Origin of the sequence: Haliscomenobacter sp., assembly GCF_040403615.1 — a bacterium.
Lineage (GTDB): Bacteria > Bacteroidota > Bacteroidia > Chitinophagales > Saprospiraceae > Haliscomenobacter.
In genome coordinates, this window is record NZ_JBBAKG010000027.1 from 25,373 (window position 1) to 47,753 (window position 22,381).

General features: G+C 46.7%; 15 protein-coding genes. 5 read left to right on the top strand and 10 right to left on the bottom strand.

The window, feature by feature from the left end:
• Positions 1-4: 4 nt before the first annotated feature.
• Together ABW391_RS10715 and ABW391_RS10720 are read right to left on the bottom strand one after the other, a co-directional pair.
• Complete coding sequence (locus ABW391_RS10715) at positions 5-1,825, bottom strand: T9SS type A sorting domain-containing protein (protein WP_353481857.1); 1,821 nt, start codon at positions 1,823-1,825, stop codon at positions 5-7.
• A gap of 11 nt (positions 1,826-1,836) precedes the next feature.
• Complete coding sequence (locus ABW391_RS10720; RefSeq protein WP_353481858.1) at positions 1,837-2,937, bottom strand: PepSY-associated TM helix domain-containing protein; 1,101 nt, start codon at positions 2,935-2,937, stop codon at positions 1,837-1,839.
• A 195-nt stretch (positions 2,938-3,132) separates the two neighbouring features.
• Here ABW391_RS10720 and ABW391_RS10725 point away from each other — a divergent pair, with 195 nt between their 5' ends.
• Positions 3,133-4,275: a hypothetical protein gene (locus ABW391_RS10725; RefSeq protein WP_353481859.1), complete on the top strand. Its 1,143-nt coding sequence runs from the start codon at positions 3,133-3,135 to the stop codon at positions 4,273-4,275.
• Positions 4,276-4,290: 15 nt separating this feature from the next.
• On the top strand, positions 4,291-5,544 hold the full coding sequence (locus ABW391_RS10730) for a Kelch repeat-containing protein (protein ID WP_353481860.1): 1,254 nt from the start codon (positions 4,291-4,293) through the stop codon (positions 5,542-5,544).
• A gap of 102 nt (positions 5,545-5,646) precedes the next feature.
• Here the strand turns inward: ABW391_RS10730 and ABW391_RS10735 are convergent, their stop codons facing one another.
• The 6 genes from ABW391_RS10735 to ABW391_RS10760 all read right to left on the bottom strand — a co-directional run bounded on the left by ABW391_RS10735 (position 5,647) and on the right by ABW391_RS10760 (position 15,823).
• Positions 5,647-8,814, bottom strand: coding sequence for an efflux RND transporter permease subunit (locus tag ABW391_RS10735; protein WP_353481861.1), 3,168 nt, complete (start codon positions 8,812-8,814; stop codon positions 5,647-5,649).
• Positions 8,815-8,887: 73 nt separating this feature from the next.
• Entirely contained in the window at positions 8,888-9,955 is a 1,068-nt protein-coding gene (locus ABW391_RS10740) for an efflux RND transporter periplasmic adaptor subunit (RefSeq protein ID WP_353481862.1), read from the bottom strand.
• Positions 9,956-9,997: 42 nt separating this feature from the next.
• Complete coding sequence (locus ABW391_RS10745) at positions 9,998-11,359, bottom strand: TolC family protein (RefSeq protein ID WP_353481863.1); 1,362 nt, start codon at positions 11,357-11,359, stop codon at positions 9,998-10,000.
• Between the two features lie 130 nt (positions 11,360-11,489).
• Entirely contained in the window at positions 11,490-12,131 is a 642-nt protein-coding gene (locus tag ABW391_RS10750) for a TetR/AcrR family transcriptional regulator (RefSeq protein ID WP_353481864.1), read from the bottom strand.
• 287 nt (positions 12,132-12,418) lie between these two features.
• Positions 12,419-13,603, bottom strand: a complete 1,185-nt coding sequence (locus tag ABW391_RS10755) for an MFS transporter (protein WP_353481865.1) — start codon at positions 13,601-13,603, stop codon at positions 12,419-12,421.
• An 84-nt stretch (positions 13,604-13,687) separates the two neighbouring features.
• Positions 13,688-15,823: an endo-1,4-beta-xylanase gene (locus ABW391_RS10760; protein WP_353481866.1), complete on the bottom strand. Its 2,136-nt coding sequence runs from the start codon at positions 15,821-15,823 to the stop codon at positions 13,688-13,690.
• Between the two features lie 211 nt (positions 15,824-16,034).
• On the opposite strand from ABW391_RS10760, the gene ABW391_RS10765 reads away from it, so the two are divergent.
• Positions 16,035-16,337 (top strand): DUF4286 family protein, encoded by a 303-nt coding sequence (locus tag ABW391_RS10765; protein ID WP_353481867.1) that lies wholly within the window; start codon positions 16,035-16,037, stop codon positions 16,335-16,337.
• 100 nt (positions 16,338-16,437) lie between these two features.
• Here ABW391_RS10765 and ABW391_RS10770 read toward each other — a convergent pair whose 3' ends face one another.
• Positions 16,438-17,076, bottom strand: coding sequence for a carboxypeptidase-like regulatory domain-containing protein (locus ABW391_RS10770; protein ID WP_353481868.1), 639 nt, complete (start codon positions 17,074-17,076; stop codon positions 16,438-16,440).
• A gap of 116 nt (positions 17,077-17,192) precedes the next feature.
• A complete protein-coding gene (locus ABW391_RS10775) occupies positions 17,193-19,253 on the bottom strand; it encodes a tetratricopeptide repeat protein (protein WP_353481869.1) in 2,061 nt (686 codons plus the stop codon).
• 162 nt (positions 19,254-19,415) lie between these two features.
• Here ABW391_RS10775 and ABW391_RS10780 point away from each other — a divergent pair, with 162 nt between their 5' ends.
• Positions 19,416-20,738 carry a hemolysin family protein gene (locus ABW391_RS10780; protein ID WP_353481870.1) on the top strand — a complete coding sequence of 441 codons (1,323 nt, stop codon included), beginning with the start codon at positions 19,416-19,418 and terminating at the stop codon, positions 20,736-20,738.
• 134 nt (positions 20,739-20,872) lie between these two features.
• On the top strand, positions 20,873-22,381 hold the full coding sequence (locus tag ABW391_RS10785) for a sulfatase family protein (RefSeq protein WP_353481871.1): 1,509 nt from the start codon (positions 20,873-20,875) through the stop codon (positions 22,379-22,381).

Here is a 22,381-nt window from a genome sequence, read left to right on the forward strand (position 1 = left end):
ATGATTAAAAAACCAACACCTTAAGCACCCCCGTCTTTTGCCCATCCTGCACCACTCCAAAAACCATACCTTTTGCATTCGATTGCACCTTGATTTCTCCATCATTCAGGTGAGTAAACTTTGCGTTCACTTGTCGCCCCTGAGCATCATACAAACGCACAGAAGGTTGATTCAACGCATGTCGAATCACGAAAGTACCATCCAATGTAGGATTGGGGTACACCGAGACCTCCGCAGACAGTTCAATGTTTTGAGCACTAGTTGTGGTAGCGGAAAATACGCACTCTTTTAGTGCCTTATACTTCGGTGCCTGGGTTTGTGCCATGTAATCCTTCAAGCCCCAACTCCCCCATTTGGAAGGCAGGCCATGCGAGGAAAAAAAGCAAAACAAATCTCCTTTGACGGTATTGTACCAATATTGGCTGTATGTACAGTACAACTCTTGCAGCCCCGCGTCTCGGTTGGCTGCGATCAGTTTATTGGTCAGCGCGTCGTTGTTGACATTGTTGCCTGTAGCCACTACGTGTGAGCCCCCTTCGTAGACCAACAACTTTAGCCCGTACTTGTCGGCCATTGCTTTTTGTGCATTCATCCAGGCATAGGATTCGGGAAGGGAAGCTTTGATGCGCGCTACAATTTGAGCCACACTGATGCTGTTGACAACGTTTTCGGTAACCAATTGATCGGGCACACTGCCTCCAAAGTAAGGCGCAATGGCGATGGCATCCGCCTTCACTCGTTTGGGATTGTACAAAGGATCGTTGAAATACGTGAGGAGTTCATTAGTGATCCAATCATTCACAGCAAAACAAGGGATCAATTTAACCAACCTGGAGCTGTTTTGACCAAAAACGGTTTCAAAATGGTAAAACAAGTCAGCCGAACGTTTGGCGGTGTATTTCCAGGCACGCCCCCAGGGTTCGCCGCTATAGCCAAGCGCCAGCCCCGCGCTGCCCGCATAGGCATGTTGGAAAAAAATGCCGTTCCATACCTCGTTGCTGTATTCCAGGTATATTTTCAGGTTGGGATTGAGTTTTTCTTTGAGCAAAAGGGCCAGTTGCCGGATGTATTCATCGTTGGCTTGATGCGGAATGTTGATCCAGGCGTTTTTATTGGTCTTGTTGCACAATTCAATGACGTATTCCCAGGCTACCCCGCTGTTTTTGGTTTGGGTATAATGACTCAAGGGGGTGCGATCAGCCCAGGTTTTCACCTCCGAGCCATTGGTGCGCAGCCAATCCATGAAGCGGATGGTTTGAAAGTCTTTGACAAAATCGAGAAATTCAGTGGTGAAAGTCTGATTTTGCCAGGTATTGACGTATTGGGGATAGATGAATTTTACATCTTTGATGGGGTTGTTGCGTAGCGAAACTTCAATCTCCAGAACGACTCCGCCATTGGCAGCATTCACGCTTACGAGCGTATCCACTGGACATTGGAAGGTGCCATTTGCAGCACCCCATAACCTCACCCTTCCGGCACCAGCCACCATCAAGCGGTATTTGCCACTCGGGTAATATCCTTGCAAATCCCAAAGCAGTAACGCTCTTACGGCCTGTGGAGCTTGAGTGCCATTGCTGTACGGAATTTCCTGTGGGAATCCATTGGCTTGGAGGGGGATGGAAACCCCACTGTCCCAAGGTGCTCCATCACGGGCTTCGTGCACTGTCCATTCGCGGGCCTGCTTGAACGCATCGGTGAAGACCAACTCAGTAGACCAGTCTACTACTCCGCTGAGGTTGATTCCAGCAGGCTTTTGGGCTTGAGAAAACGGTGAAGCACATACCCAAAAAAGGAGATAGACGAGATGCTTGTAGCTGTTCATTGGACGAAAATTTAGTTTTTATTGCCCTTTCTCAACCAAATCACGTACCCTGTAAACGCCATGATCGCCAGACCCAAACTGCCCAGTCCATAAATCAGTTGACTGATCCAGCCACCGTATTTCCCGAAGTGGATCTGCTCGATGCTGGCTTCCAGGTTGGCTTCCAATTCCGCGTCCTCTTTGTGTTTTACCTCAAGGAGTTTTCCGTTGCTGGAATCGAATGAAACCTCGGTATTGAATTTACCCAAAATGCGTTTGCTTTCGGGGCGAGAACCGCGAATGGCAATGGGGTCTTGTGGTTCGCGGGGCATGGCCACAAACTGTGGCACAAAATTAGGGACTTCAGTGCTGGCCTTTTGAATCAAGGTTTCCAGTGTATAAGCTTCAATTGAAGCAGTTGCTTTTGTTTCTGGAGCCATAACTGGCGCCTTAGGTTGACGGCGTTCTCCTTCCTCTTCGCCAAACAGTCTTTCTACTTTTTCCCAGTGCATAAAAGTCCCGGTTCCGCCCATAACCAGCAAGAAGAGGAAGATGCTAACGCCCGTCAATTTGTGCAAATCGGCATTGTAGATGTAGGTGTTGGTCTTGCGTACACCCACTTTGTATACTCCAAACAACGAACGGCGGTAATACCACAATCCGGTCAGTACCAAACCAATGAAGCACAACCCAACAATGAACAAAATGAAATGCCCCCAAGGGCCAATGGTCAGGTGTTCGTGGATCATGAGGATCTGGCGGTGCAGGGTTTTCTCTCGTTCGCGGCTGCCCAAAATGGCACCTGTGTATGGATTTTGGTGCACCAAAAGCCGCTTTTTACCCTCAGAAATATCCGCTACTGTGGCCCAATTGGGATGTTGGGTTTGCAGCAATAGGCCACCTATTTTGGCAGTGGGGAATTCTTTTTTCACCACATTCAGCAATGAATCTGCACTAAGGCGTTCTCCAGCAGGAGCAACTTGAGTCAAGCCAGGATTGAACATTCGATCCAAAGACTCATCGTACAATAGTATGATTCCGGTTAAGCTCAACATCAGCAAAAACAAACCGCTGATTAATCCAAACCATTTGTGGAGGGTGTAGACATTTTTGTCTGAAAATAGCTGCAACATAGTAGAGTATCTTTGCAACAATAATACTCAAAAAATGGAGTGCAGCAAAGTATTTTGGTCTGTTCATCGATTTGAATTTGAATTGAAATGGGACAAATTTGGAAGATAATGTCAATTGATTACTGACCATTGACAGCATAAATTTTCTTTTGCATCTTTGTGAGCGTAAATCCCGCGTTTGCAAATACCCCAAATATGCGCCAGTTTTTTCAATTGACCCTCTTTTGCCTGCTGTTGCCCTTGATTACAAAAGGCCAAGGCCAACGCGCTGCTCCAATTGGAGCTTTAATTGTCAGTGTGGATACTCCTTATCTTCGCCGGGGAATCGTTTTTGAATACAATGCGGATTTTATCCGTTTCAAACCGCTTGGCACGGGAAAAGACACCACACTGCAATTTGACGTTACCAAATTAAAAAGTTTTACGCTGTTAAAAGAACAAATCCAATTTGAAGTATGGCCTTTGGCGGAGAATCAATCCAAGATCGTACGCATTCAAAATAAATTTGGATCGGTAAAATTGGCAAAAACGATCAGCGATCCTCCAGCACTGTTCATCCGAGAAGATACTTTAAGTCCGGTATTATTGGATCAAAACAATTACAGATCAATTCTCGAAAAGTTATCAGCAAGTAGTGTGTACTCTAAAGATTTTCTCTCCCAGGTGCTTTTAAAAAGCAACAGCATCGATCGATACCTTGGCCATGTTGCAAAAAACTCAACAAAAACCTTTTCTCATTTAAAAACAGGCATAACCGTAGGGTACAACAACCATGGTGTCAATTTAAATAAAATCATGGGGAGCAGCTTTGCGGGTGAAGCCAATAAAGCTTATGGTCAACGTTTTCAATTGGGAGCGTGGACGGAGATCCCTTTTGGTACTACCAACAACTTTTCTTTGTGGACTTCGCTGGCATTGTTTTCAGATGATCAGGCTTTCACCTCAGGATCAAATCTAGCGGGAATCCGATCGGGCTTGTCGATAAAATCATCTTACCTAGAACTCCCCCTGCTGGCCACAGCACAACTGCCCCCAATCAGTGTTCAAAAACACTGGTATACTTTTTTTAGAGGGGGCTTTGTGTTTCGACAGCGCCTGGCTGCTCAAGTTCGGAAATACAGGATTGTCCAGATTCAAGAAGGAATCGATGAATTACAATTCACGCCGGTAGAACTAGGCTATGAGACAGACTTCGGATTAAGTACTGTGCTTGCGCTCAACCATCCACTGTCCCCCAAAACGAGTATCGACATAAGTCTACAGTATCTATATTTCCTGCAAAAAGATCTGTATACCAGTCATCTCCGCCTTGCATTTGGGCTTGGCTTTGGAAAATAATCTAAACTGGACGCCATGAAGGTTAATATTTTATTTCTTCCTTTTTTTACAATCCTGCTGTGTTCAAACTGTGAAAAGGCAATCAACGAGCTTGAGTCCAATCCAATTGTGGAGTTGATGTCCCTACCGGAAGAAACCTCTGAAGGTGTTGAAGTCTCTGCAAAAGTAATTGGAATCGGTAAAGAAGAAGTTCTGGAGCGAGGCGTTGCCTGGCTACCGAGCAATACGATTCCCGCTTATCCCTTAGGTCCCAATGCAAAATTGCCGAATGGGGGAGGCCTTCGAACAGGTGAAAACATCAAATTGCAATTAGATCGATTTCTCTTTCCTGGAAATAAATACTACATCCGGTTTTACGTCAAGACAAAATCGAAGGTCATTTATTCGAATGCGAAGGAGATGGTAAGCAAGGGTGCCAAAATTCAAGAATTTCAAACACATGGTTTTCCCCAGTTGATTGGAGCGGGGATCAATCGTGCTGTTTATTTGACCAAAGGCTCTAAGGTGTATTTTCTTTCTCAAAACAAAAAACTCTTGAAATTTGATACTGAAACCAACCTTTGGTTTGATCTACCAGTTCAAGATTTTTTCGCCATCGCAAGCGATGACCAATATTTTTATTTTTTCAATCCCTCTATACCTTCCACATTGCACTCTTTTGACCCCGAAACATTTGAGGTAAAACCCTTGATCGATAACGTTCCGATTAGCTTGTATGGTCGCTTGTTTAATTTTACGATTTCTGGAGTGATATACATTGGAGCCTACAGTAGCGATGGTTTGAATTTATGGGAATTGAATCCTGCCAAACGCAGTATCAAGAAATTGAATGAACTTCCCTTTTTTGACCCCGATGGAGGAGACCTAAAGGTTCCTTACATCTTCACCATTGGCGACCAGGTATTTGCTCTCCAGACAGTTAAAAGGCAAAATTTGTTCTGGAGCTATAATGTAGCTCAAGACCGGTGGGAAAAAAGGGCCGATTACCCGGGCGAAGGAAGGTATTATTTTTGGCATGGTGCCGTAGACAAGAAAATTTACTGCGGCGGGGGCATGTATGGGGATTACAATTTTTTCACTGTTTTTGCGGGGCCTGATTATTGGAGTTATGATCCTCAAAAAGACCTATGGTCTCACGAAGGATGGCTTCCTATGTCCACTACAACAATTCAGAGTTTTTCCACCAACGATCGTCTTTATTGGGTCTGTTATGATGAACGAGCACCGAATCCTTACACTGCGACAAAAATGTTCAGCTTCAAAAGATAAAGCGCGGGTGATAATAAAAAACCGCCCCTCGCTTGCGCAAAGGGCGGCATCTTTGGGCTAAAGCCCAATCAAGCATTGCATTTATATAACTTTCTATAAACCCTAGGCAATCAATTCTGAATCCAAGACTTCAACTTTACTGTTGCTTTCAGCATTGTTGCCTCCATTCCCTTTGCTGCGGGTAAAAAACAAGCCAATGCGATCGACGATGGAATAAACAGCAGGAATCACCACCAGGGTCAGCAACATGGAGCTGGTCAAACCACCCACCAAGGCCCAGGCCAGGGCGTTTTTCCATTCTGCCCCAGCACCTTTGGCCAATGCGATTGGGAGCATACCTGCTACCATCGCAATGGTGGTCATCAGGATTGGGCGCAGACGGGTACGTCCCGCCAACACCAAGGCTTCCTTGTAAGTATGGCCTTCGGCTTTCATTTGATTGGTAAAATCGACCAGCAAGATGGCGTTTTTGGCCACCAAACCAATCAACATGATCAAACCTACCATGGCAAAAAGATCCATCGTTTGCATGGTCAAGGCCATGGCCAGGAATGCACCCACCATTGCCACCGGAATCGAAAACATCACGACTAAAGGATAAATCCAGTTGTCGTACAAAGCCACCATGATCAAGTACATGAACAAAAGCGCGGCGGCCATGGCGATAAACAAGCTACCAAAACCTTCGGCTTGTTGCTTGAGGTCTCCTTCAAGCGCAATGGTTACTCCTGGAGGAGGTGGATCCAGTGCCATTTTGGCCTGAATATCTGCGCCAATCGTACCCGCAGGTCGTCCCAAAGCGTAGGATTTTACAGTAACCGAGGAGATGCGGTCTTTGCGTTCCAATCTGGAAGGCCCAGTTGATTGGTAAATTTTGGCAAATTGTTCCAGGCGAACCAATTCTCCGCCCTGATTTTTGAAGCCAATCTGAGACACGTCATCGATGTTCTGTTTGTCGAAATCATCAATGCCGATGTTGATGTCGTATTCGTATGCGCCATCGCGGTATTTGGCATTGGTGTTGCCACTGAACGCCGTTTGCATCGTTGCACCGACCGTTTGGATGTTGAGTCCCAACTCGGCCATGCGCTGGCGGTCGATGTCTACTTTGATTTCCGGGTTTCCTTCTTCTACCGAGATTTCGGAGGCCAATGTACCTGGAACACCTTTGAAGATGGCCAGCAATTTGTTGGCATAGTTCATCGCAACATCAAGATCGGTAGCCCCTACTATGAATTGGATCGGTGCTTCATCGGCACCACCCCCTACGAAGCTTACCTGAGCAGTTTCAACTTTCACCCCGGGTAAATCTCTTTCCAGGTCGTTGCGGAGCAATTGTGCGTACTTATCTGCTCTTATATCCCGTTCTTCCTTGGGTACCATCTTTACGTTGATCTCCGCTAGGTAAGGAGTAGCTTGGCCGCCCAATATGCTGGACGTCCGCCCGATGGTGCTGTAAATATCCGTGATCTCCCGTTTTTCCGAGAGGTAATCTTCAATTTTCTTCACGGCTAGGTTCGTTTCTTTCAAGGTGCCATCCTTAGGCAATTCAACCTTGATGATAAATTGACCAGCGTCACTCGGTGAAAAGAAAGCGGTGCCGATGTATCCTCCGGTGATTAAACCGAAAGAGGAAATGAGAATGAAAAAGGCACCCAAAACCACTAAAACACTGCCCCACCATCGACTGATAATCAATTTGAGCAAGCGTGCATATTCATTGGTCATCCAGGCGATAAAACGCTCTACCAGAATAAGCAACATATGCCCCGGATTTTTGGGATTCAATTTGGTAACCTTGGCTACTCGGGAAGCCAACATTGGTGTAATGGTAAAGGATACCAACAAAGACATCAAAGTGGAAATGACCACCACCCAGGCAAACTGCCCCATGATGCTACCCACCAGGCCACCCGCCAAGGTAATCGGAAAGAACACCACCACGTCGACCAAGGTAATCGCGAGAGCGGTAAACCCGATTTCGTTTCGGCCATCAATAGCGGCTTGCCGACGGTTTTTGCCCATCTCCAGGTGTCGATAGATGTTTTCTAAGACCACAATCGAGTCGTCCACCAGGATACCAATCACCAAAGACATGGCCAAAAGCGTCATCAGGTTGAGCGTAAAGCCCAGAACGTACATCCCGATAAAGGTCGTGACCAAGGATGTTGGGATGGCCACCATGACGATCAAGGAGTTGCGTAAACTGTGCAAAAAGACCAGCATCACCAAGGCCACCAAAACAATGGCAAAGGAGATATCGTGCATTACCGCGTCTACGGCATCGCGGGTAAAATTGGTAGAGTCGTTGGCGAGATTGAATTTCACGCCCTGGCGTTCGAAAGTTTTTTCCAGCTCGGCAATTTTTAGTTTCACGCCATCTGAAACCGCCACTGCGTTGGCCTCGGGTTGCTTGAGCAAAGACATAAAAATGGCCGATTTGCCATTCAAGCGCGCGAGTTCAGTGGTTTCTTTCAGGTTATCGGAAATATCCGCTACGTCCTTGAGTTTGATCAAGGTGCCGGTATTGGAGGTTCCAACGGTTACATCTTTGACATCTTCCAGGGAAAGGAACTTACCTGCAAGGCGTACCGTAATTTGTTCCTTTTCAGATTTGATTTTTCCCGTAGGGAATTCGAGGTTGGCAGCTTGTACGGCAAGTACCAGGTTTTGTAACGCCAGACCCTGGTTTTCCAGTTTCTCGCGGTTGACCTGTACTTTGATCTCCCGTTCTTGTCCACCAATCAGGTTAACCTGACCAACGCCGTCAATTTGCGAAAGCGAGGGCTTGATCCGTTGTTTGATCAAATCGTACTGCTCCCCTTCTGGCAGATTGGTGTTGACAGCCAAACTGATGATCGGGAAATCATCAGAACTGAATTTGGTCAACGCCGGATCTTTTGCATCATCGGGAAGCGTTGATTTTACAGCATTGATTTTGCGTTGCACATCCTGCAAAGCAACGTCAATTACAGTACCACTCTTGAATTCAATGATCACTGTAGACAGTCCTTCAAAAGAAGTAGAGCGGATCGAAACGATGCCTTCAACACCTGAAACGGCGTCTTCAAGAGGTTTGGTCAAAGAGTTTTCTACCTCGGAAGGAGATGCTCCAGGGTAAATGGTGTTGACCAATACCAAAGGTGCATTGAATTTGGGAATGAGCTCGTAGCTCAAAAAAGTATAAGAAACAATCCCCAAAAAGGTCAACACCGCAAAAAACACGATGATGAGCGAGGGTCGTTTGATGGCGATTTCGGTTAGTGTCATTTTTCGTTGGGTTCTGTAGAGACGCGATGCCTCGAGTCTAACTGGATTTATCGCGTCTCTACGGATTAATTATTTATTCTTCAACTTTCACCTTCATGTTGTCTTCCAGGTTGATCTGGCCAGAACTCACTACTACTTCCCCCAGCTTGAGGCCAGAAAGCACCGCTGCAAAATCGTCGTAAATCGAACCCAACTGAATTGGGCGCAACTTGGCTACACCATTTTCTACTACAAACACCTTGGCGTCGCGTGAACTACCGACGATGCATTTGCGAGGCAAAGCCAAAATGGTTACTGAGCGTCCCGTATTGAATTCTGCTACTCCATCCATTCCGGCTTTCAAGGGGGTAGAAGCGGGGTTGTCCAATTCTACTTCCACCAAAAAGCGCTGTGCGTTGTCGGCTTGTACGTCGATCAGGTTTACTAACCCTACAAAATTTTTGTTGGGGTAAACTTCGGTATGCAATTCTACGCGTTGGCCTTTCTTGATCTGGAGTACTTCCGCATCGGTCAGGTAAGCGGCCATTTTCAAGCGCCGAACGTCGATGATGTCCATGATCTTCATTGCAGGCGCAAGGAAAGCTCCTTTTTCTACCGTTTTCCCGGAAACTGTACCTGAAATAGGCGCTTTCACATAAGTCATGCTGATCTGCTTCTCCAGGTTGCGGATATTGATCTTGATGTTGTCGATGCCATTTTGAACATCGTCTACTTGCTGCTGGGTTACCCCTCCATCGCCGAGCAAATTCTTGAGACGGGTTACATCATTCTCCGCTTTTTTGAGGTTGATGCGGGCCAATTCGAGCTGATTTTTCAGCAAGTCATTGTCTACAGCCAGCACTACCGCGCCTTCCGCTACGAACCCACCGTCTTTGACATTGAGCTGAGTGATGCGCCCCTGGGCTTCACTCATTACGGATAAGTGTTTATAGGGTTGGAAGGTGCCACTTATCTCAAAGCCACCTTGAATGGTTTGCGTGCCAAGGGTAACAATTTTAACCGGAATCTCGGTATTGCGTACTTGGGTCAGTTTGCCGTCCGTTTCAATTTTTTTCTTGTTCTGGCCCAATTGCCAGAAAGCCGCAGCCGTAAGACCGCCAACAACAATGAGTGTAATGATAATGCCAATGATATTTTTCATTGCGGTATGTTTGATTAAAGGGTTATCAGAATGAAGATGTTGTTACTTGTACAATTCGCGGGTTTTGCCATTGGCATAATCCAGATCTACCTTAGCCAATTGGAATTGCAGCAGGTTGGACAGCAGATTGGATTGAACCTCGCGCATGGTTCTTTCGGCAACCAATACTTCGGTTACGCTGGCCAGCCCTTCTTTGTAGCGCTTTTGGGTCACTACAAAGACTTCTTCGGCAACCTTGCGGTTTTCGCGCAAAGCGTTCAAGGTATTCCAGTAACTGAGTAGCTGCTGTTTGGCCTGACTGTGTTGAAGCTGTAAGGATTGCATGGTTTGCTTGCGGTCTTCCACGATTTTCAACATGTCGATGTTGACTTGCTCGATCTTACTCTTTTTGTAAAAACCGTCAAAGATTGGAACATTGATGCTCAAACCCAGTGCGGAATAACTGAACCAGTTGTCGTTTTTGCCCAGAGCGCCAAATCCGTTGCCTTGGCCTTGAAAGTTGTAGTTGGCAAAGGCACGCAGGGTAGGCCAATAAGTTGCCCGAAATTGGTCAGCATTGAGTTGCTGTAGGGAGGTTTGCTGATCGAGCAGGGTTAGATCCAGTTTGTTTTGATAAGCTGGTTCCAGATAACTTGGATCAATGCTGGGCATCACCACTTCACTGAGTGTATCGCTCAGGGTCAGTTGTGTTTCTTGAGGCATATTCATGGCAAACTTCAAGGATTGCAAGCCCTGCTCGTAGTTGAGGTTGATGTTTTGCAACTGGGTCTCAAGCGTAATCAGGTTTACCCGCAATTGATCCACATCTACTTTTTTGGCCAGGCCGTTTTTGTATTGCAAATCCGTTGCCTTGAGCAATCCAGATACCTGTTGAATATTGGCCGCGATCAGTTCACTTTGCTTGGAAATGGTTTGCACCTGGTAATAGAGCTTCACCACATTGTGCGCCACGTCCTCTTCGGTTTTGAGCTCTACCGTGTTGTTGAAGTTGCCCAGGGCTTTGACCGCTTTGATGCCCACCCAGTATTGTTGACTGTACAACAATTGATCAACTTCGGCTCCCACCACCGTGTTGAGGGAAGTACCGAATTGAACTGGAATGAGTTCATCTGGTTTGCCCTGAAAAAAGTTGGGAATGAGTTGCGTAGGCAATTTGGCATTGTACGTAAATCGAACGTTACCACTTACCTGTGGCAGACCGGAGCTTTTGTATTCGCGTACTTGCTCCAAAGATTTGCGGGTTTCAAGTTTTGCTTTTTGCAAAATTGGGCTGTTTTTCAGTGCAAATTGAACACTTTCTTTGACAGACAAAGCGCTTTGTGCAAAGAGGGTACTGGTGAGTGTGCAAAGCAGCAGTACCGCAGCCACGCGGAGTGAATTTAGGAATCCTTCATAATAACTCATGGCAGTAGTCGGTTTGTTTAGCCCACGATTTAAATCGTGGGTTGCGATAACACGATGAATCGTGGGTTGCAAAAACACGATGAATCGTGGATAAAGTAGTTTGTGTTTAAATCTTGGGGTACACGTTTGACTAACCTCTGATTGCTTGTTTGGCTTCATGGAGGTATTTGGTCATTTTATCCAAACCTTGCTCGGAGGCTACCCCCCGCACAAAGTGATAGATGTATTCCTTAAAAACCTGGTCGGGTTGAAACTCCCGCACCGGGAAAAGTGATTGATCAATAGGCAAATAAAGACTGCCTACGTGTAGGCGAGCCATAATTTCAGGATTGAGATCGTTGCGGTAATCCCCTTCCGTGATGCCCCGCTTGAGGTTGTCCAGAATGGATTGGTACACATGCTCTCGTTGCATTTTATCCATCTGAGTCCAGGCTTCGGGGTAGTATTTTTTGAGGTCGTATACAACGCTGGGCGAAAGTTCCTGAAACTGGCCGATGATGTGTCTGGCCAGCAACATGATCTCTTGCAGGGCATTTTCAGCGTTGGAATGAATCAAATCCATGTCGCACATCTCCTCTTGGAGGTGGCTTTCGATGGTTTTCAGGATTAAATCTTCTTTGTTCTCAAAAAACTGGTACAAGGTTTTTTTGGAGAGCCCCAATTCACGGGCAACATCATCCATGCTGACACTCTTGATGCCAAAACGCATAAAGAGTGACTCAGCCCTGCGCATGATTTGCTTCCTCGTGTCCTTGTTTTCGTTGTTTTCCATATTGATGCAAATGTACACTTAATAAACTTTGGAAACTCAAAAAGGCTTTAAAGTTTCCAAAGTTTTCTCAGTTTATAGATGAAATACAAGAAAAGTCCGATGAATGTTCCAGAATGGTAGATGTTTTTTTAAATTTTTTTTCCGATATCTCTTTATAAATGAGTAACTTAGTATAACTGACAAGCAATTGAAGTTTGGTTATCGCAGGATTTTCCAAATAAAATTTAGTGCATGATCTTGAATAGCTGATTTTAAAAAACGGCTTGCTCGAATCTCCAAATTATTGTTCAGGAGTGATCGATTTCATTTTTTTGCACCGCAAATCTGAAATACCCTGCGACGATCAGCACAACCGTTCCTGACAACAAAAACGTGGCACCTGCTCCATACTTCCACCAAATCAGCCCCGCCAACGCGCTGGCCAACATGCTGCAAAGGCTTTGCAAACTTGCGTACAATCCGATTGCAGTAGCCGTTTCGGTTTTGGCACTCACCCCACTGATCCAGGCTTTGGAGATTCCTTCTGTAGCGGCAGCATACAAGCCGTAAAGTAAAAAAAGCCCGAGGTAAACGTAGAGGTTATTGGTAAAAGCAATGACAATGTACACCCCCGCGAAGATCAAAAGCCCCATAATGAAAATATTGCGCTTGCCCCATCTGTCGGCCAGAATGCCCAAAGGGTAAGCAAAAAGGGCGTAAACCAGGTTGTAAAAAATGTAAATGCCAATCACGACGGTATCGTCAAGCCCGGATTGTTTTACTTTGAGCAACAGCAATACATCCGAACTGTTGAACAGGGCAAAAATCAATAACCCCGCAACAAGTTGGCGGTATTCTGGATTACTTTTGCGCCAATACCCGAAGTACGAAAAAGGCGATCGAATTGTAGCTGCTTCCACGGGGCGTTCCTGTTTTTTCTCTTTCAAATAAAGTGTAGCCAAAATGGCCAAAAGCCCTGGAAAAAAAGCCAAGACAAACAGGAGTCGGTACTGTCCGGGATAAAAATACAAAAACAACAAGGCCAGCGCCGGCCCCAAAACTGCCCCGGTGGTATCCATCGAACGGTGAAATCCAAACACCTGCGCTTTGGTCGCTGGAGTAGCTTCATCGGATAAAAGGGCATCCCTGGCTCCGGTTCGGATGCCTTTGCCCAGCCTGTCCAGGGTACGCAGGCTGAAAATCCACAAAGGGTGAAAAAACAAGGCCATCAAGGGTTTGGTTAAAGCGCTGAGGCCATAACCCAATTGTACGAATGGCACCCGCCGCCCCATCAAATCCGATTGTTGGCCAAAATACCCCTTGCTCAAGCCTGCGGTAGCCTCGGCAAGGCCTTCCAAAATACCAATCAATAGTACCGAAAAACCAATTGATTGCAAAAAAATGGGCATAATGGGGTACAACATCTCACTGGCCATGTCGGTAAACAAGCTGACGAGGGAAAGAATCCAAACACTGCGGGTGATGTTTTTCAAAATAGTTGGCGGTTTTAAACTTTGCTGGAAATTACACTTTAAATTCGGCAACCGTAAAGTCTATTTACTCCGCATTTTGTATCCTTACCTCACCAAAATCTTCCGCCCTACCAATGCCCCGCTTTTCAACTGTACCCGCAAGAAATACATTCCCGGAAAATACGGCGTTAAAACATCAAACCGTGCACCCGGTTTGTTCACTTGCAGCAAGACCCTACCGTCGAGTCCGATGAGGTGCGCATTCAAAACCGCTTCCGAACAAGTAACAGAAATGACGGAAGCCACTTGTGCAGGGTTTACAAATTGCATGTTGAAATCTGCTCTGCCAAGGTCACGCACCCCTACCGTTGTGGGCAAACCAACTGTCAAGTTGCTGTTTTGGGTCAAATTCACTACATCCGTATACCCTACGACCCCGTTGTAAGAGACCGTGACGCGGTACTTCCCTTTAAAGCCCCGAATTTGAGCTTCCCCACGGGCGTTGGTGGAGGTTGTAGCATTCGTCCACCATTGGTCAAACAACAAATCCGCTACGGCTTTACCCGCTGGCCGCATCGACCAATCGAGTCGAAAGTATGGGCCATTGCTGAGCCAATGCGCGCCATTCCAAAAGCCCCAACTCAAAAACCCATCCACTGAAGGGTGACTGAAGCACATAGTGAGGTAATCGGCAGTAAAGCGCGCGGCCAGGCTGTCGCTCAACAGATTGCCATAGTCGTATTCGGTGATTTTTGCCCGCGCACCAAAAGTGTTGTAAAAATCGTCCAGGGTATTTTTGACATCGTACAAGGAAATCAATCCCGACCCAATGTGTGATTGAAAACCAATGCCGTCAATTTTTATTCCCGCATTTTGAATCTCTTTCAGGTATTGTTTGGTGCGTTCATAAATCGGGTTGCCTGCTACATTGCCTTGATCGATGGTAGAATATTCGTTGATGTACAACTTCAAATTTGGATCCAGTTCCTTGGCTTTTTTGATGATGTCGAGGTAAATTTCACGACCAGTAGGGTAGCCCGGGCTGCCCGCAAAAGCCTTGGCCAGATCTTCATTTTGGGTAATTTCATTCAGGACGTCCCATTCTTTGATCACGCCTTTGAGGCCCGGATAAGTCAGGATTTCGGTCAATCGATTGTTAATGCGCTGCTTGAGGTAGTTTAAATCGTTTGAGCGAGATTTCAAATCGGCAGGTAAAAACTGCCAGCCGGGCCAAACCAGGTTGTGGCCTCGAATAGAGATGCCCCGGCCAGCCAGCCAGGATACTGCTTTGACCAGCTCGGGGTGCGACACCGACCAGGTCTGTTCCCAGCCGTCCCATTTGAGGTCGTTTTCAAATACGACCTCATTGAATCCGTGGCCTTTGCCGTCAAAGTCGATGATTTTTTGTTGGTAGGTGTTGTCCTGAGCGCGGTTGCCTGCAATGCGGTTGGCTGTGATGGCTGAGCCGAATTTGAACTCGTGTTCCAGCATTTCTGCCTTCACCGTTGCCCCGCTTACGGGTTCGCCTTTGGCATTGGTGACGGTAATTTTAAGATCGGCCTTGCGGAATTGCTCAATTCTTTGGGCGGCTTCGGCACGCCAGGGCGCATTGGATTCCGAGCCGGCATAATTTTGGTTGGCCTGAATCGGAAAGCGATCCAAGGTGTAGGTATTTCTAAAATTGATCAAAGCAACCCCGCCAATTTCAATGGTTTGCGCTTTGTACCCGGTATGAAAACCCAGGTTCAATTGTTTGGCGGTATAGCTGAAATCGGCATCAAAAGGCACGATGAACTGCTGCCAATTGGTAGCGATCTCTACCGTAATGAAAATTTCTTTTTCGTACGTATTGGCCCGTTCCAGAAACAGGTTGACTCTTCCTTTTTCAGCGGTAGTAGAACGCGCCCAGATGACCGCCAGCCCCTTTTCACCCTTGGACATCGGCTGGCTATTCGTCCACAAAAAGCCACTGCTGTAGCTTTCAGCGCCGGCACTCGGCACGGTCATTTGGCGGGTTTTGGTAAACGCCTGTCCTGAAACCGTGTTTATTCCTCCCAGACTCCCACCGTAGGCAGTAGCGGCGTTGAGTACCTGGGTTTCATCATTGGGAAGCAACCAAACGCCCCCTGAAATGTTATATTTGCTGCTCAGTTGGCTCTGTAAATTGCTGTAATACGCACCTTGAGCGGCAAGGCTACCAGCCAAAACGATGGCCATTGTAGTTAAAATCCAGGTTTTCATAACTTGCGATTTATTTAAGTAAAGCAGAAAAATTAACTTCTCGATTTTGGGTTTTGAATAGGAAGTCGAACGGTTCATTTCAAGTGAGCTTTCTATTCAAAACCCTCTAAAAAAATCGGGAAGTAATTTTTTGCGTCAGACTAAGCTTAACTCAAGGTAAACGTTTTATTGGTGGCAAAAAACCAGAGCGCATATTTAAAAAAGGATCGACATGATTGTTTACAACGAGACCATTAAAATAGACGAGGCGATTCACCAGGAATGGCTGGATTGGATGAAGCAGGAGCACCTGCCCAACGTGATGGCAACGGGAAAGTTTACCGAACACCGGGTTTGCCGGTTACTGCACGACGACGACGATGGCGGCGTGACTTATGCAATCCAGTATTTTAGTCCAGATATGGAAACATTCCAGCAATACCAGCGGGAACATGCCGCACTTTTGCAACGCAGCCACATGGAGCGCTACCGGGATCGGTATGTGGCGTTCAGAACTTTGATGGAAATGGTGTGAGAGCTATCAGCGGTCAGCTATCAGCTGTGAGCTTTCAGCTATCAGCTATCAGCCTTTTGGAGACTTTGCTGAAGGCTGATGGCTGATAGCTGATAGCTGCTTACTTCTTTTTAAAATCCCCGTCTTTCCAGGCCTTGAAAAACTTTCCCCAGGCAATTGGACTGAAGATATTCATTGGCGCAGCTTGGCCGTAATAGTAATATTTGCTGGCTTGGCGGCGCAGGTAAAAATCGGCATTTTCATCACCGTCGTATTTCGTTCCCACCTCTGCTTTTTTCAGGGTCTCTTTGGCAAGGTTTTCCACCGCCCGTTTTTGTAGTTCAGAATTGACATCCATGGCCAGGAATTCCAGTCGGAAATGATCTCGACTTGGCCAGGGAAAAATCACCGTTTCGGGCAGATTGACCACATCCTGCGTCATCAATTGCACCAACGAATAGCGGTCTTCCTCCAAATCCTTTGGAATCTTGTATTCCACCGCTTCGTAACCGACTGCTGAAAAGCGAATGACATCGCCTTTTTCAACCACGACGGAGAAAAAACCTTTGAGGTCTGAATAAGTACCCCGGTTTTTTCCTTTGATAAAAATATTGGCATAAGGCACCGGAATAAGTTGATCATTGCTTCCATCCAGTACCAAACCTGAAAATTGAACCAGGTTGGAATCTCGTTGCGCTTGCAATTCAGCCCCGATGCTCGTGATGCCGACCAAAAACAAAATCCACCATATGCGCTTCATAATCATCTCCGATGCTTTTCTTATTAAGACCCCCCGAAGGTAGTAAAGGTTTGTTTACACCCTGCTAATTTACGAAATTATTGGGATTCAAGGAGCCATATTGTCGAATTTACCGACTACTGTCCCCCACTTTTGTTGCGATCCCTGAATTTTTGCTGAATGTCCGGATCCAATTGCTGTGCTTTGGCAAAAGCCTGTTGCGCGTTGGCATTGTCTTTTACAAATTGATAAGCCATGCCCAATTCAAACCAGGCGTCGGCATGTTGGGGCATTTGGTTTTTGGCTTTTTCAAAATAACCTAAGGCATCGGGAAAATCCTGCGCTACGTTGGAAGCGACACCCAACAAACGCAAAGTTGCGTAATCATTGGGATCAAAAGTGAGTGCTTTCTTCAAATATGTAAATGCATTGGCCAAATTGCCCCGCTTTTCACCTTCTTCCTGCCCCAATAAACGGTACGCAACCGTCAGATTATTGATGGTATTGGTATCGCTGGCGTTGAGCGAATACGCGCCTTCAAGATATTTCACGGCCTCGGGGTATTTTTTCAAATGGATGTTGCAGGTACCCAATAAGAAAAATGCGTCTTTGTAGCCAGGGTACAATTCCACCGCGCGTTGCAAGCTGATGGCGGCTTCTTCGAGTAGAGCAGTTCTGGTCAGCGAGTCTTTTTTGATTTTTTCGGCATCGGATACCAATTGTCCCCCGAGCGCATTGTGTACTTTAGCGCTGTTTACCGAGGTTTTTGCATCGGTACGAAACAGGGTCAAATTGTTTTTCCAGGCCGGATTGCGCAGGATGGTTAGCCCACCAAAAACCAATGCTACCGCTCCAATACTGACCAACAAGCTTTGTGGTCGCAGGGTTTGAGGCAATTTTGTGCCATAAAACAAAGCGGCCAGTCCCGCAACCAGCGCAATACACAAACCAACCGAAGGCATAAATACCAAACGCTCTGACATATTGGTACCTACTACCAGAAACAGATTGGAAACGATTGAAAGGGTCGATAGATAAAATAGGAAGCCGTAAGCAATAGGCGATTTTTTGCGCAGTCCCAGCACACCATAAATGCCCATGCCCAGATACAACAAGAAACTCAGGATTGACGCAGGTTTACTCCAATCCATCCGTGGAATTTGCATGGGGTAATAATCATGGGTGAGCGGGTAGGGTGCCAAAAACAACTGCAGGTACTTGCCAAGCGTATAAAATACGGTAGCCTGTTTTTCTGCTCCTGTAAAGGGTACATACTGCGTGCCTTCCAATTTCAGAAAAGGATTGTTCATCAATTCTCTCGATACGGTGCCAATCTGCACATTGGGAAGAACCGCTGAACGAATCAATAAAAACAACAGCGCAACCACCAAAAAAGGAGCGGTATGGCGGATGATTTTACTCACCGAAGCATCCGTAAAAAACCAGTACGTCAACGGCACCACGGCCAAAAAAGTGATGGCGTTTTCTTTGGAAAAAATACCAATTAAAAAGGCCAATACAGCGAGTGCTTCCCAGCCAATTTGCTTGGAATGGTAACTGCGCAAAGAAAAATAAAGCGCGCCCAGGCAGCCCAATAGTGCCATGATCTCATCCCGGCCTTTGATGTTGGCCACTGCTTCGGTATGCAGGGGGTGGGCAATAAAAACCAGCGCTACCGCAAAAGCCAACCAAGCACTCAAGATCTTGTTCCAACGGTAGGCAAACAAGCCACTGCTGAGCAAATACAGCACGATTCCTGTAAGTCCGTACCACAGCAAATTGAATAAATGCCCCCAAAACGGACTTTTGCCAAAAATACTCAACTCTACTGCAAACATCGCCAACGTAAATGGCCGATAACGGCCACCTTCCAGCAATCCTTGCTTATCTGTTTTGAAAAAACCATGAAAGGTATCTTTGTAAAAGATGTCCTTGAACCCCGCCCAGCCCTTTTGCACGTGCATGTTGTCAGTGATGACAATGGCGTCGTCCAGAGCAAAGTCGTGGCTGAGGGTATTGGCGTAAAGCAAAATGCTCAGGCCGAGCAGCAGCAGCAAATGCATCCTTTGGGGTGATTTCTCTTGATCCAGGGTTGCATTGATTTCCTGCACATCCGGGAGCACGGGCTTATTGGGGATACTCTTGTTGGGTGTTGGTTTTCCGCTTGCGGGTTTCCGTCCTTTGGGTACTTTGCTCATGGTGCAATGGTAATTTTTTCTCTGCGAAGGTAATCATTGAAAACAATATCATAAAGTTGCGAGATTATCCCTAATTTTGCGACTGTATAATCACAAGAAAAGCGGGCGCATGGAACTCATCATCAAAATTCAAACTGAGTTTTACCGCTGCATCTTGTTATAATGATCAAAATGGGTCCTGAGATATTACTCACTATTCTCCTTGTTCTTTTAAACGGATTTTTCGTTGCCGCTGAATTTGCCATCGTCAAAGTCCGCATCTCTCAAATTCAAGTCAAGGCAAGTAGCAGCTTTGCTGCCCGCATTGCCGAAAATGTAGTGGGCAACCTCGACGGTTATCTGGCCGCTACTCAATTGGGCATTACGCTGGCCAGTTTGGGTTTGGGCTGGGTTGGCGAAGACGTTATGACCAAATTGATTCTCTCCGCTATGGAGGGGCTCAACATTAAAGTCGATCCAGTTTTGGCGCATCGGATTGCACTCCCAGCGGCTTTTTCGGTCATTACGGTTTTGCACATCGTATTTGGAGAATTAGCTCCTAAAACCCTGGCCATCCGGTATCCGACTGCTACTACCCTCTATACTTCCGTGCCACTCAATGCTTTTTACTTTGTCTTCCGGCCATTCATCTATATCCTCAATGGTTTTGCCATCATCATTTTGAAATTGTTTGGCATTCAGCCAGTGCCTCATGCCGAAATCCACTCGGAAGACGAGCTCAAGCTGATCATTGCCGAAAGTGCTGAGGGCGGTGCCATTCTGGCTTCAGAACGCGAGCTGATTCAAAATGTTTTCGATTTCGACGATCGTACAGTGCGTCAGGTGCTCAAACCCCGCAACCAGATCTCGGCCATCAATGTGGCTATGCCCATTGACGACGCCATCGATTACGCCATTCAGGAAGGGTATTCCCGTTACCCCGTGTACGAAGACAATATGGACCACATTTTGGGTTTCATCCTGACCAAAGACCTGCTCGCTACCTTGCGGGGCGATCGAAAAGCCACTTTGCGCAGCATGACCCGCGAATTGTTGTTTATTTCTTCCAGCAAAAAAATTAGCCAGGTATTGCGCCAGTTTCAGGAGCAAAAAAACCAAATGGCCATCGTGGTCAATGAATTTGGCGGCATTGTAGGTTTGCTTACCCTGGAAGACATCATTGAAGAATTGGTGGGCGACATCCAGGATGAAACCGATACGGAAATGCCCATCGTGGAAAAAATTTCAGACAAAGTTTTCCGCATCCACGCTCAGCACCCGGTGGATGAGATCAATAATTTTTTGCCTTTTCCTTTGCAAGAAAGTGAAACCTACATCACTTTGGCCGGTTTGATCATGGAGCAAAGTGACGAATTACCCGAAGAAGGCCAGGAACTCATCATCCATCCGTACCAGGTACGCATTGTAGACATGATTCAAAACAGTCCTTCCATCATCGAAGTAACCATCCTGGATGTGCCATCCGGAGTTCCCGACGAAGCTTGAAGGGCAATTTGGTTTTGGAATTTTAAAAAGATACGAATACCCCTGGTACCCTCAACGGATAAATTCCAGTTGTGAAAATTTTGCTTGGGAAAATCCTAGTGTCTGCTATCTTTATCGTGTAAACAACAAAAAACATGAAGAAGATCAGCACGCTTTTGGGGCTATTCCTTTCTTGCGCCTTTCTCTTTGCCCAAAAGCCAATGAATGTCATTTTCATTCTGGCCGACGATCACCGCTACGACGCCATGGGCTTTACCGGGAAATTCCCTGGCTTAAAAACCCCCAATCTCGACCGCATGGCGGCGCAGGGCTGTCACCTGGAAAAAGCTTGCGTGGCTACGGCCTTGTGCTCCCCCAGTCGAGCCAGCATCCTGACCGGGCAATACCCACACCGACATACCGTAGTAGACAATCAGGCTCCCGTTCCTCCGGGTCTGGTGTTTTTTCCGCAATTGCTGCAAAAAAGAGGCTACAATACCGCATTTTTGGGCAAATGGCACATGGGCGATGCGGACGATAAACCTCAACCTGGCTTCAATTACTGGCTCAGCTTTAAGGGCCAGGGCGTGTATTACAATCCTACTTTCAACATCAATGGCCAACAGGTAGCGCACCGCGATAGTGCTTACATCAGCGATTTGTTGACCGATTATGCCATCGATTGGCTCAAGGCACAGCCTGCCAAAAAACCTTTCTTTTTGTACCTTTCTCACAAGGGCGTACATGCCATGTTTGAGCCCGCCAAGCGCCACAAAGGCATGTACAAAGACATGCGTTTTAGCCCTCCGCCCTCTATGTTCATGACCGCGACGGATACGAGTAAGTACCTCGAATTAAAAAACAGCGGGGTTAGTCCCGAACTCAAACCTTTTGTAGAAAACAAAAAAGACCTGCCCAATTGGGTATATGCCCAACGCCACAGCTGGCACGGGGTAGATTACATGTACCACGGACAAATCAACTTTTACGATTTTTACCGCCGCTACATGGAAACCCTCATGGGCATAGACGAAAGTGTAGGGCGGGTACTGGACTACGTCAACTCCAATGGCTTGGCCGACAATACCGTGGTGATCTACATGGGCGACAATGGCTTTAGTTTTGGCGAGCATGGCCTGATCGACAAGCGCCATGCCTATGAAGAATCCATGCGGGTGCCCATGCTGCTGTATGCGCCGAAGCTGGTACAGGCCGGCTCCAAGCTGAATCAGGTCATTCAGAACATCGACATCGCGCCCACCATTTTGGCCATGGCTGGCCTCAAAATGCCGGGGTACATGCAGGGCAAATCCTTCTTACCACTTCTCAAAGGCGAAAACATTGAATGGAAAGACCGGGCATTTTATGAATACTATTGGGAGTACGATTTTCCGCAAACGCCCACAATGTTTGCGCTGCGTACCGACCGCTACAAGTACATTTACAATTATGGTGTTTGGGGCATCAACGAGCTTTACGACCTGCAAAACGACCCCTATGAGATGAACAATTTGATTCGCAGCACCGCCCATCAAGCGGTGGCCAGTCAGATGCGCACCGACATTTTCAAGTGGTTGGAACAAACCGGAGGCATGCAGATTCCTTTGCGTCCACTCACGCCAGAGCACACTCGTGGCGATCACAAATACCAAAAAACCTACTAA

What these genes read in the sequence shown, in the direction of transcription:
- ABW391_RS10740 (WP_353481862.1), bottom strand. Translation starts at nt 9,955, where the DNA reads ATGAAAAATATCATTGGCATTATCATTACACTCATTGTTGTTGGCGGT.
- ABW391_RS10770 (WP_353481868.1), bottom strand. Translation starts at nt 17,076, where the DNA reads ATGAAGCGCATATGGTGGATTTTGTTTTTGGTCGGCATCACGAGCATC.
- ABW391_RS10720 (WP_353481858.1), bottom strand. Translation starts at nt 2,937, where the DNA reads ATGTTGCAGCTATTTTCAGACAAAAATGTCTACACCCTCCACAAATGG.
- ABW391_RS10715 (WP_353481857.1), bottom strand. Translation starts at nt 1,825, where the DNA reads ATGAACAGCTACAAGCATCTCGTCTATCTCCTTTTTTGGGTATGTGCT.
- ABW391_RS10760 (WP_353481866.1), bottom strand. Translation starts at nt 15,823, where the DNA reads ATGAAAACCTGGATTTTAACTACAATGGCCATCGTTTTGGCTGGTAGC.
- ABW391_RS10750 (WP_353481864.1), bottom strand. Translation starts at nt 12,131, where the DNA reads ATGGAAAACAACGAAAACAAGGACACGAGGAAGCAAATCATGCGCAGG.
- ABW391_RS10745 (WP_353481863.1), bottom strand. Translation starts at nt 11,359, where the DNA reads ATGAGTTATTATGAAGGATTCCTAAATTCACTCCGCGTGGCTGCGGTA.
- ABW391_RS10725 (WP_353481859.1), top strand. Translation starts at nt 3,133, where the DNA reads ATGCGCCAGTTTTTTCAATTGACCCTCTTTTGCCTGCTGTTGCCCTTG.
- ABW391_RS10735 (WP_353481861.1), bottom strand. Translation starts at nt 8,814, where the DNA reads ATGACACTAACCGAAATCGCCATCAAACGACCCTCGCTCATCATCGTG.
- ABW391_RS10785 (WP_353481871.1), top strand. Translation starts at nt 20,873, where the DNA reads ATGAAGAAGATCAGCACGCTTTTGGGGCTATTCCTTTCTTGCGCCTTT.
- ABW391_RS10730 (WP_353481860.1), top strand. Translation starts at nt 4,291, where the DNA reads ATGAAGGTTAATATTTTATTTCTTCCTTTTTTTACAATCCTGCTGTGT.
- ABW391_RS10775 (WP_353481869.1), bottom strand. Translation starts at nt 19,253, where the DNA reads ATGAGCAAAGTACCCAAAGGACGGAAACCCGCAAGCGGAAAACCAACA.
- ABW391_RS10780 (WP_353481870.1), top strand. Translation starts at nt 19,416, where the DNA reads ATGATCAAAATGGGTCCTGAGATATTACTCACTATTCTCCTTGTTCTT.
- ABW391_RS10765 (WP_353481867.1), top strand. Translation starts at nt 16,035, where the DNA reads ATGATTGTTTACAACGAGACCATTAAAATAGACGAGGCGATTCACCAG.